The sequence below is a fragment of the Streptomyces cyslabdanicus genome (assembly GCF_052663305.1).
Window position 1 is genome coordinate 157174 of sequence record NZ_JBQRUW010000042.1, and the last position, 10501, is coordinate 167674.

6 protein-coding genes and 3 pseudogenes are annotated in these 10501 nt (G+C 68.8%); 4 read left to right on the forward strand and 5 right to left on the reverse strand.

Going from position 1 to position 10501, the window contains the following annotated elements; all coding sequences use genetic code 11:
- Positions 1-3: 3 nt before the first annotated feature.
- Complete coding sequence (locus ACTYVM_RS25465; protein ID WP_445528191.1) at positions 4-1857, reverse strand: hypothetical protein; 1854 nt, start codon at positions 1855-1857, stop codon at positions 4-6.
- Between the two features lie 591 nt (positions 1858-2448).
- Here ACTYVM_RS25465 and ACTYVM_RS25470 point away from each other — a divergent pair.
- Positions 2449-2787 (forward strand): hypothetical protein, encoded by a 339-nt coding sequence (locus tag ACTYVM_RS25470; protein ID WP_445528192.1) that lies wholly within the window; start codon positions 2449-2451, stop codon positions 2785-2787.
- A 187-nt stretch (positions 2788-2974) separates the two neighbouring features.
- On the forward strand, positions 2975-3532 hold the full coding sequence (locus ACTYVM_RS25475) for a GNAT family N-acetyltransferase (protein ID WP_445528193.1): 558 nt from the start codon (positions 2975-2977) through the stop codon (positions 3530-3532).
- On the opposite strand, the pseudogene ACTYVM_RS25480 reads toward ACTYVM_RS25475, so the two are convergent.
- The 3 pseudogenes from ACTYVM_RS25480 to ACTYVM_RS25490 form a co-directional block, all read right to left on the reverse strand.
- Positions 3533-3996, reverse strand: a pseudogene (locus tag ACTYVM_RS25480) (transposase); the annotation flags it as partial.
- A 13-nt stretch (positions 3997-4009) separates the two neighbouring features.
- Positions 4010-6139: pseudogene (locus ACTYVM_RS25485) on the reverse strand (ISAzo13 family transposase).
- 52 nt (positions 6140-6191) lie between these two features.
- Positions 6192-6989 (reverse strand): annotated as a pseudogene (locus ACTYVM_RS25490) (IS256 family transposase); the annotation flags it as partial.
- Positions 6990-7345: 356 nt separating this feature from the next.
- Here ACTYVM_RS25490 and ACTYVM_RS25495 point away from each other — a divergent pair.
- Together ACTYVM_RS25495 and ACTYVM_RS25500 are read left to right on the forward strand one after the other, a co-directional pair.
- Positions 7346-7507, forward strand: a complete 162-nt coding sequence (locus ACTYVM_RS25495; protein ID WP_445528194.1) for a hypothetical protein — start codon at positions 7346-7348, stop codon at positions 7505-7507.
- Positions 7508-7545: 38 nt separating this feature from the next.
- The gene (locus ACTYVM_RS25500; protein ID WP_445528195.1) at positions 7546-7977 is read left to right on the forward strand and encodes a DUF6919 family putative SAM-binding protein; all 432 of its coding nucleotides are present in this window, start codon (positions 7546-7548) and stop codon (positions 7975-7977) included.
- A 1121-nt stretch (positions 7978-9098) separates the two neighbouring features.
- On the opposite strand, the gene ACTYVM_RS25505 is transcribed toward ACTYVM_RS25500, so the two are convergent.
- Positions 9099-10388 (reverse strand): Ig-like domain repeat protein, encoded by a 1290-nt coding sequence (locus ACTYVM_RS25505; protein WP_445528196.1) that lies wholly within the window; start codon positions 10386-10388, stop codon positions 9099-9101.
- Between the last annotated feature and the right edge of the window lie 113 nt (positions 10389-10501).

Consider the following 10501-nt stretch of genomic DNA (forward strand, 5'->3'; position numbering starts at 1 on the left):
GTGCTACTGGTTGTTCGCGGTCATGGTGCACTTCACGGTCGTGCTGTCGGCGGAGCACGACGCGCTCATGTTCGTGTTCAGCCAGTACGGGTCACGGTCCAGCAGTCGCTGGTTCGCGTTGAAGGCTGCGAACCCGGCCATCGAACCGCTGTTGTCGTTCCCGGAGATCGCGGACCGTCCGCAGACCTCCTTCCAGGTCGGCACGAGGCCGTCGATGTTGAACAGGTGCACGGTGCCGTCCTGCTTGCTCGCAAGGGTCTGCACACAGGCGTCCCCGCTGCTGACCGGGTTCAGGCCACCCGCGAGCGACGGCATCCCGCCGCTGTTGTAGGTGGCGTTGAACGCGAACTCGTCGCAGTTCAGCTCCTTGTCCGTCGCGCCGTTGAGGGCGCTGGTGTCGCCGTTGGCCGCCGCCCATCCGGTGGGGCAGATCACCGCCCGGTTGCCGCTGATGTCACCGTCGGGCAGGAAGTACAGCGGCTTGCTGTCGGCCTTGCTGCCGGGGTGGTTGGTCAGCTTGTGCTGGATCAGCCAGGCGTGCGACGAGGCCTGCGGATACTTCGCCGCGTTGAAGGTGTAGGTCGGCACGTAGTTGTGGAACGCGCAGCCGATCGTCGGCACCTTGTTGATGATCTTGGTGTTGTCGCATCGGATCTGGTCGGAAGCTCCGCCGTTCTCCAGGTCGCCGCCCACGACGTCCATGAAGAAAGCGGGGGTCGTCTGCACCGTCCGGCCCGGGATCTTCGGGTTGCCCTGCAGTGCGACCGCGACGCCGAGCTTCATCACCTGCGGGTCGGTGGTGGACGGTCCGGTCAGGGTCGGCCCCCAGAGGTAGGTGGCATCCGCGGTCACGGTGTGGTGGTCGCCGGGCACCCATGCGGCCGCGCCCGTCCAGCCGCTGACGTTCTGGACGCCGCAGTTGCCGGAGGGCTCGCAGTCGATCTCCGGGGCATCCAGGGTGAACGCGGGGATGGTTGCCGGAACGTCCACGTCGGTGACGTTGATCCGCTCGGTGATGTTCCCGGACTTCGGGTCGAGTTGACGCTCGTTGACCACCAGCGCCTTCACGGTGCCCACGGGGACGTCGTTGAGGGACGCCTCCCACTCCATGGTGAACGACGAGCACTCCTCGAAGCGCGTGGTCCACAGCCCCGCCCGCGGGTTGGCCGGGTCGCAGCCGCTGACCAGGGACGACTGCGCGGCGGCCTTTGCCTGCGCGCCGGTGCCGCGGTGGAGGGTGAAGTTACGGCCGTCGTAGGGCTCGGCCTTGCCGCACACCTTCACTCCGTCCGAGGAGGTGGTGCAGTGGGTCGGGAACAACTCGGGGTCGGTGGAGCGGTCGCGGTTCGGAGCGACCGTGGTCGTCCACGGAGAGGGCGGTGCCATCGTGTCCGTGTACGGCTGGGCGGACTGGTCCGGGTTCACCGCCGAGGCGTTGGGGTTGGGCAGGGTCAGGTCGACGGGCATCGTGACGCGGAATCGCGCCCACGGCGACCACGACGTCTCGTACAGGCCGCTTTCCTTGGCGTAGGCGGAGGTGTGGAACACGTAGTCAACGTTCGGCTTCAGGTATCCGGCCCCGACGGTCACGGAGGCGGTCGAACCGGAGTTGACGAAGCCGGACACCATGACGCCGTACTGGTCGCCGCTGATCGGCACCTGGGTCTTGGCGTTCCCCGAGGAGTCGGCGGTCCAGACCTCGAAGGTGAGGTCGGCCGTGCCGCCGTCGGCATTGGTCACGGTGTTGCTCAGCTTGACCCTGGGCGTGGTGACCTGCCAGACACCGGAGGCGTCCTTCGTGCCCGGCCCGGCCGTGGGGTTCTTGCCCGACACAGGCCGGGACGCTGCCGCGGTCATGGGTTTCATCGAGGGCCCGGCGGCCGGTCGGCTCGACGGTGCGGCATTCGGATTCGTGTTGCGATCGAAGCCGCCGCCCCCGGCTGCGGTCGCGGTCGCCGCCCCGGATCCCAGGAACAGCAGCGCCGCGGTGCCGATGGCTATCCGGCGAAGGATGAGCTTTCCTCTGGACGGACCAGGCAATGTGTTCCCCCTCCGGCCCTGCCCTGAAGGTGTTCCGGGGCGGAGCTGGACCCTTCTTAAGTTCTTGCCATTCATGGGTGTTGGTCCTCTCACGCGGGTGGGCGTCCACCAGCGGCGACTCTTGGATGGCTGCGACATCCGTTCGGTGTCGCAGCACCTTCCTATGTGACCTGGACATGACATGCCCACCAGATAAAAACGCTCGGAACCGGATAATGAGGACCCAACTCGACTGTGATCATCTCCACGGTTTGACCGTTGTTGTGCTGCGATCTGCGAAGGTTCGTGGGGATCTGGATAGCCGAGGGCGACGCGGCCGGAGGCTCGGTGTCGCTTAGGACTCCTAGCAAAATGAACGGCTGTTGCCTTGGAATGACAGGCAGTCAGCTGACGCTTTGCCTACATCCGATGGATCGGATCGGGATGGGCATGGGCCAGCGGAGGCCGTGGGAGGTTGATGACGGGCTGTGGGAGCGGATTGCTGCGCTGCTGCCGGTGGTCGAGCGTCGCACCCACGGCGTACTCGTCGACCGCCACTACCTCACAGCGGTCGACGGTGGGCGCGTCATCTTGCCCCTGCCCAAACCGTGCTTCGAGGAGCGCGACGGCAAGACCACGGTGGTGCGCTACGAGGTCACCCGCTACGAAAGCGCCTTCGCCCGTCTGGTTGACCGCGCCGAACCCAGCGGGGAATTCGACCGGTATTACACGGAGGCGGGTTTCGTGACGTTCGACAACCGTTCCTGACCCGCGGTGCGAGGGGCTGTGCCACGGTCAGCACGGCCCCTCGCCCAAAGGTATGGGAGCAATTGTCAAGAGTTGTGGATCACTCGACTCCGGCGGCTTGTGAAGCTTCCCCGCGGCCCTCATAGCGTTCCGTCGGTGGCCTAGAAAATCGGTTCCGGGTTGACGTCGCCGTCTCTAGAGTGCGCCCGTGGACATCACCTACGAACGCTTCAGGTCCACCAACGCAGAAGAGTTGGTCGACTTCCTCTCGGGCGACACGTGGCCGTTCCATGGCTCGAACGTTGTCAGCCAGGCCGAGGTCCGGGAAGGGATCAGAGAAGGGCGCTACGACAACGAGGGCAACCGGACGTTCTGGATCACGGTTGCCGGCGAACGGACCGGCCTTGTCCGGCTAATGGACTTGGGCGACGACACGCCGCTGTTTGATCTGCGGATCCGCTCCGAGCACCGAGGGCGGGGTCTCGGCCGACAGGCCCTCACCTGGCTCACCAGGTACGTCTTCACCGAGGTCCCCCCGGTCCAGCGGATCGAGGGAACCACTCGCCAGGACAACGTGGCGATGCGCCGTGCTTTTCAACGGTGCGGCTACGCCAAGGAAGCGCACTATCGCGACGCATGGCCGACAGTCGACGGCAAGGTTCGTGACGCCGTCGGGTACGCGATTCTGCGACGTGACTGGCTCTCCGGCAGCACAACCGTTCCTGACTGGGACGACGAGCCCCTCCCTGGTTCAGGTGGCGCTTGATCAGGCTGCCGCGCTCTGTTCACGCTCGACCAGGATGCCGTTCTCGAACCTCGCGCCGGAGCGGACCAGGGCGACGAGATGGGCGCCGGTGATCGCGCGCCAGCGTTCCTGAGCGGACTCGACGAGCTTGAACACCATCGCCAGGGGCCGCGGCCGGGCTGCCGGCGCCGCGGGTGACCTTGGTGCGGAGCTTCACGGTGGAGAACGTCGATTCGATCGGGTTCGTCGTCCGCAGGTGGATCCAGTGCTCCGCCGGGAAGTCGTAGAACGCCAGCAGCTCGTCGGTGTCACCGGTGATCTTTGCGACGGCCTTGGGCCACTTGGCGCCGTAGGTCTTGGCGAACGCCTCTATCGCCTGCTCGGCGCGGGCGCGGTCCTCGGCGTTGTAGATCTCCCGCATCGCTTTTGATGGCGCCCGGTTGTGCAGACTTCGGCAGGGCATTCGTGATATTCCGGGCCTTGTGAAGCCGTAAGGAATCAACCTGTCGGTGTGTCGTCTTCGCTATGTGCGACAGCGAGGAGATCAGCTGCGGATCGATAGCGGACGGTCGCCGGAGGCGGGAGGAGCCCGCCTTCCACGAGCAAAGGTCGGATCTCGCGGACGACGTTGCCGATCAAGGACCTGCTCACGTCGCCCAGCGCGTCGGCGAGGACGTCCAGGGTGCACAGTTTCCGCAGGTAGAGGACGGCGAGGACGACGCGCTCCTTGTCGCCGATCTTTTGGGGGAAGACGCCGCCGCGGCTGCCCGGCTGGCGATCGGCGCCCCGGCGCTGGTGGGAGGCGCGTTCGATCTGAGCGGCCTGGCGTGGGGCGAGGCGCCGGGCGAGTGTGTCGAGGTCCTCGTGGGACATGCCGGTCAGGCGTGGATGGGACAGGCTCTCCATGATCCGGGTGCGTGGTGGGGCCGTTGAGGTGTCGAGGAAGGCCAGCAACTCGGCCGCCGTGGTGAACCGGGTGGGGGCGTATCCGGGCTGGTGGCCGTGGTCCTCCAGCGCGCGGCGGGTTTCGGCGACGAGGTGGCCGATGCAAGTGGGGGTGACCTCCAGCATGTCGCCCAGCAGCTTCATCGAGCAGACCTGCCGCTGGTAGAGGAGGGTGAGCATCACCCTGGCCGCGTCGTCGAACAGCGGCTTGGCCCGCTGGTTGCCGGTGGCCCGCCGGGCGCGTCCGCCGCGCTGCTTGCTGTAGCGTTCCTGGGCCCGGGCGGCCTGAAGTGGGGCCAACTCGACGCTTAGATCGGTGAGTTGCATGCTGTTCAGCCCGGTCAGCCGTGGGTCGGACAGGCGGGCCAGGAGTGCGCGGCGCCGGTCGGCGACACCTTGCGTCTCGCCGGTGGCGGGCAGAGCGTTCGCGGTGTCGGCGGGGGTGGGCAGCAGGGTGTAGTTCCACTGGCCGTGGGTCTCATGCTTGACCAGGGGCAGGGGGGCGAAGCGGTCCTTGCTGATCGCGATGCCGGTGGGATAGTCGCCGCGGTCCAGGCGGGCCTCGACGCGTAGTCCGGCCCGGGTGCGGGTGGCGGCGATCGTCTCGATGACGACGTCGTGGCTGGTCAGGGGGCGTCCGCGCCAGTTGTGGGTGATGTGGGAGAACAGCCGGTGCTCGATTTTGTTCCACTTCGAAGTGCCCGGAGGAAAGTGGCAGACGGTGATCGTCAGGCCGGTTTCGGCAGCCAGTGCGGCCAGCTCGCTCTTCCAGACCCTGTAGCGGTAGCCGTTGGAGCCCCCGGCGTCCGCGGTGATCAGCAGCCGGGTGGCCTTGGGGTGGTCGCTGTGGCCGCGGGCCTTCCACCAGCGGCGGATCGACTCGACGGCGAAGGTGGAGGTGTCGTGGTCGACGCCGACGTTGATCCAGCCGGTGTTGCGGGCGATGTCGTAGATCCCGTAGGGGATGGCCTGCTCGACGTCCGGTCCACTGAAGAAGAAGTGGTGGTCCTCGACCTGTACCGGATTACCCTTGGGGCGCCACTCGCGTCCGGGCATGGGCAGGCGCCCGATCTGCTCGCGCTTCTTGGTGTCCACGCTGATCACCGGATCACCGGATCACCGGATCACCGGATCGCCTGCCGCCTGGTGCTGCTTGACCTGCTCGTTGAGGTAACGGAACTGGGCGTCCCGGTCGGGATTTTGGGCTCCTTCGAGGGTCTTGGCGTTGGCTTGCAGGCTGAAGCCGGCCTGCTTCAGCAGCCGGCCCACCGTCGGCGCGGAGACCGGGTGGCCCTGCCGGGTCAGCTCCTCGGCCAGGTGGCGCAGCGACTTCGTCGTCCAGCGCAGCGGGGATTCCGGATCGCCGCGCTCGTCGGGCTCGACCAGGGCCATCAGCGCGTTCACCAGGCCGGAGTCGATCTCCTCGGCCGGTTTGCGGCCTCCGCCTTCGGCGCGGATGCGTCCGCCGGGCAGCGGCCCGGCGCCGGCTTCCAGTTCCGTAATCCCCCGGCGCACGGTGGTCTCGCTGACCGCCGCTGCCCGGGCGGCGTCGCGCACCCCGCCATGGCCGAGCAGCCTCGCCTCGGCCGCCACCGCCAGACGCCGCTGCCGCTCGTTCAGATGGGGCAGCAATGCCGCGAAGCGGCGGTCGAGTTGGGACAGCATCTCCTCCGTGATCGCCATACAAGGCCAACGAGCCGCTGACCGCGAAGCGACAGGTTGATTCTTGACGGCTTCTGTGGACGCAGCAGCGCTGGTGCCGGGCGACGGGGCACACCTCGGCCAGGGCCTTCCACAGGCCCATCGCGCCGTCGCCGACGACGAGTTCGGGGTCGCGCATGCCGCGGCGGCGGCAGTCGCGCAGCAGGTCGGCCCACGACTCGGTCGACTCCCGCAGCCCCTCGGCCAGCGCGATCAGCTCCTTCGTGCCGTCCAGCCGCACCCCGAGTAGGACCAGCACGCAGGAGTGCACCTGGCCGAGGCGGACCTTGGGGTGCACGCCGTCGGCCCACACGTAGACGAAGTCGCGGTCCGACAAGTCCCGGTCGCAGAAGGCGGCGTGGTCGTCCTCCCACTGCTTGGTCAGCCGGGTCACCGTGGCCGGCGACAGCCCGGCCGTCGAGCCGAGGAACTGCTCCAGCGCGGGCACGAAGTCGCCCGAGGACAGGCCGTGCAGGTAGAGCAAGGGCAGCACCTCAGAGATCTTCGGGGACTTGCGGCACCACGGGGCCAGGATCTTGGACGAGAACCGCTTGCGCTCGCCGATGGCCTCGTCGATGCGGCGGTCGTTCACCCGGGGCGCTTTCAACTCCACCGGCCCGGCGGCCGTGACCACAGTGCGGGGCCGGTGGTGGCCGTTGCGGACCACCAGGCGGTGTCCGCGTTCGTCCCGCTCGGCGGCCAACTCGGCTATGTACTGGTTGACTTCCGCCTCCAGCGCTGCAGCAAGCATCCGACGGGCGCCCTCGCGCACGATCTCGTCGATCAGGGAGCCGGACTCGGTGGAACCCTCGGCATTCACTACGCTGAGCACGGGCGTGCCTTCCCGACCCGCGCTGCGAACGCGGGCCTACTCGGAGACCTTACGGATCATTCGGGAAGGTACGCCCTCCGCGTGTCCTCCCGGGGCCGATCCACAAGTCCTGAGCATTGCTCCGACCACATCAAGATGGGCCTGGTCATTTTCAGGCAACTTTCCGGAGCCTGATCGGAGCGTCAGCCGTCACTCAGCGTGCGCGCATCACGGAAAGCGAGCCAGAACCCGTTCTCGTGAACAGAGCCATCCTGGTGACGTCCACATCTCCCGTGCCGGGCCTGCACGTCTACAAGCTGCCCGACACCGTCAACTGCGGTGATGTCTAACGGTGGCGCATCGGCCACCACTCCGGAGTGGCACTCGCCATCGCCGAGACTGAGGCCCACGCCCTGAAGGGCGCTGCGGCCCTCGAGGGCCTCACTGACTGGACCCAGGACAGGGACAGCCTCGCCGTCCGTGGCGCCGAGGTGACCACTCGACTGAAGCGGGCCCGCTGCTACCGGGCCGGCTACTGAGCCGCCGGAGCATGGCCGTGAAACCTACGCTCCCGTGGATGAGCCGCTCCGACCGGCGCTGCTGGCGGTCCGCCCAAACTGTCGCCGACCTTGGCGCGCTGATGGCGTTATGGCTGGAGGGCGACCTGCGGTCCTGGCCCGGCTACATGCCAGGTTGTGGCCCCGATGAGGAGACCGCGCACCTGGTCCCCTCCCTCGCGGCGCTCAACCGCGCCGGGTTCCTCACCATCGCCTCCCAGCCCGGCGAGGCCGGGGTCGGCCACGACGGGTCGTGGTGGGAGCAGCGTGCCGCCGTGGAGGGCTTCGTCAGCGACCGGACGCTGTACCACCGGCTGCTGGACGCCGCCGAAGCAGCCGACCTGACCGTCGCCGTCCACGACGCCCAGGCCGGCGTCGACGACCCCGCGATCACGGTCACCACCGTGGATGGCGAACCGTACACGGCCTTTGCCAGCTGGCTGTGTAGGTGAGCGCTGGAGCGCTGAGAGCGGGTGTCGGTGTGTTCTGGCATCGGCTTTTGATCGAGATGCCGGGAGATGTCGGTGGGAATCGAGAGCACCCGGGAGGGCGTGTCGGTGGGGCGGGACGTGTGGGGCCCCCGGCCGGGTGGGTGGTTCGGCAGGGGCCCGTAGGGGTGTGCCTAATGGTTGTGCTGCGGCGTCACCAGCGCGGGCGCACCGTCAGCGTGAGGGTTTCGGGGTTGCCGCTGTTGCCCTGGTAGACGGTGTCGCCGCTGTAGACGGCCGTGATGGTGTGCATGCCCGCCCCGCACCTACCCGCTACCGCACCGCGGACGAACTCTTCGCCGCAGTCCCACCGGATAGCGACACGCCAACAGGTTGATTCTTTACAGCTTCACAGCAGCCGGCTCCGGCTCGGCGTGTCGACCCCCAGGCATCGCAGTCCAAGAACTGATCGGTTCTTGGACGCCGCCGGCACACGGACACCGTAGGCGGTTTACGTGGCCCGGCGCGCTGCCGACTGCAGCAGCTCGGTTGTGACGAAGGACAGGCTGGCTGCGGAGGGGGCGGAGAAGGGCGCTGGGCCGGTACGCCGTCGACCCCGCCGGAATCGGGCCGCTCGCCGTACTGCCGCCGCCACATATGCGCGAGCGTGAGCAGACCGCACCGCCACCGTGGGTTGCGGGGGAGCAGCTGCTGCCGCGATGTGGCCGGGTCCGTCGTGGGCGCTCCGCTCAGCGTGCCGCGTCGTGCTGACCCGTCCGTCGAACCCGCCGCGGGGCACTCGCCAATTGGCGACGAGGTGGGTGCGACCGCGCGGCCGCCGCTTCCTGATTTGGCCTCTCAGATGAGAGCCGAGTTTTAGAACTTCCGCAGGTCAGGAGGGTAACAGTCGCAGCGGACTGTTACCCGGAGGCAGTCGAGCACGACCCCGCAGTCGCCCAGGTCCCGCGTCAGCCGGGCAGGCCCAGGTCGGGGTGCCGGTAAGAACTCGAGATGCCGGGAGATGTCGGTGGGAATCGAGAGCACCCGGGAGGGCGTGTCGGTGGGGCGGGACGTGTGGGGCCCCCGGCCGGGTGGGTGGTTCGGCAGGGGCCCGTAGGGGTGTGCCTAATGGTTGTGCTGCGGCGTCACCAGCGCGGGCGCACCGTCAGCGTGAGGGTTTCTGGGTTCCCGCTGTTGCCCTGGTAGACGGTGTCGCCGCTGTAGACGGCCGTGATGGTGTGCATGCCGACGCTCCGGAACGAGGTGATGACCATCGCGGCGGCGCAGTTCCGGCGGAAGGGCCTCAGGGGAGCTGTGCCCAGGGTGGTGTGGTTGGTGGTGTCGGTGAATACCACGGTTCCGGTGGGCCTTGTCCTGGCGCTCCTGGCGGTGGGGCAGACCACATCGCGTAGTTGCACCGTCTTGCCAACTCGTGGGGTCCGGTGCGGGCGCGAGACCAGATCCGTGGTCACGGGCTTGCCCGGGGTGAGGTAGCTGATGGTGATGCCCGCGGCGGCGCTGGTCACCGTGGGGCCGGTGCCGCCGGTGGGGACCAGGGACGAGCCGCCGCCTCCGCCACCCCCGCCGCCGCTCGGAGTGATGAAGGGGTTGATGTTGCCGCCGCCGCCTCCGCCGTAGTAGCCCCCGCCTCCGCCGCCACCGGTCAGGGAGTTGCCCGGGCCGCCGCCGGTGCCGCCGACACCGAGCGTGCCGGGGCCACCGTCGAACACTCCGCCCCCGCCGGTGCCGCCGGTCCCGCCGTGGGTGGACGTGCCCGCCCCGCCGCCGTCTCCTCCGCTGCAGGTCGCGTCCGCGCCTGGCTGACCGGCGTCTCCGCCCGGGCTTCCGGTGCACTGGCCGGCCCAGCCGGCTCCGCCGCCGCCCGCGGCCACGATGAGGCGGGAGTCGGTGGTGGTCAGGGGGGTGGTGCCGGGCTGGGTGCGGACGTCGGAGGCACCGCCGCCTCCTCCGCCGAAGTGGGTACTGCCGCCGCCGTTGAAGCCACCGGCGCACTGCGCGCTGCCGGCGCACGAGCCGTTGGTGGGGGTGCCGCCGACTTCGACGTAGAGGGTCTGCCCGCCGGACAGCCCGGTGAGCGTGCCGGACACCTGGGCGCCCCGGCCGCCGCTCACGCCGTTGTCCTCCACGCCGCCGCCGGCGCCGATCGCCATGACGTCGACCTGCGTGACACCGCTGGGCACGGTGAAGGTTTGCTCGGCGCTGGTGAAGGCGAACGTGCAGGTGGTGGTGGGGCCTGAGACCGTACAGGTGCCCTGCGCGTGGGCGGCCCCGGACAGCGCCACCGGAGCGATGGCGGCGGTACAGAACACGCCGGCCGCCACGGCCAGCGCCCGGCCCCGGGCGGCGGCCGAGCCGGCACGATGCCCGGCACCAGGTCCCGACCGGCGGGCAGCATCCGACAGTGAGAACGTCACGATCCACTCCAGAAGACGGAAGAGGTCCTCTCGGCGGAGGATTTCCTTCCGCCACTGTGGATCACCCGGCCACGGCCACGGCCCGCCTTCGGCCTGACACACCGTCGGTTCAC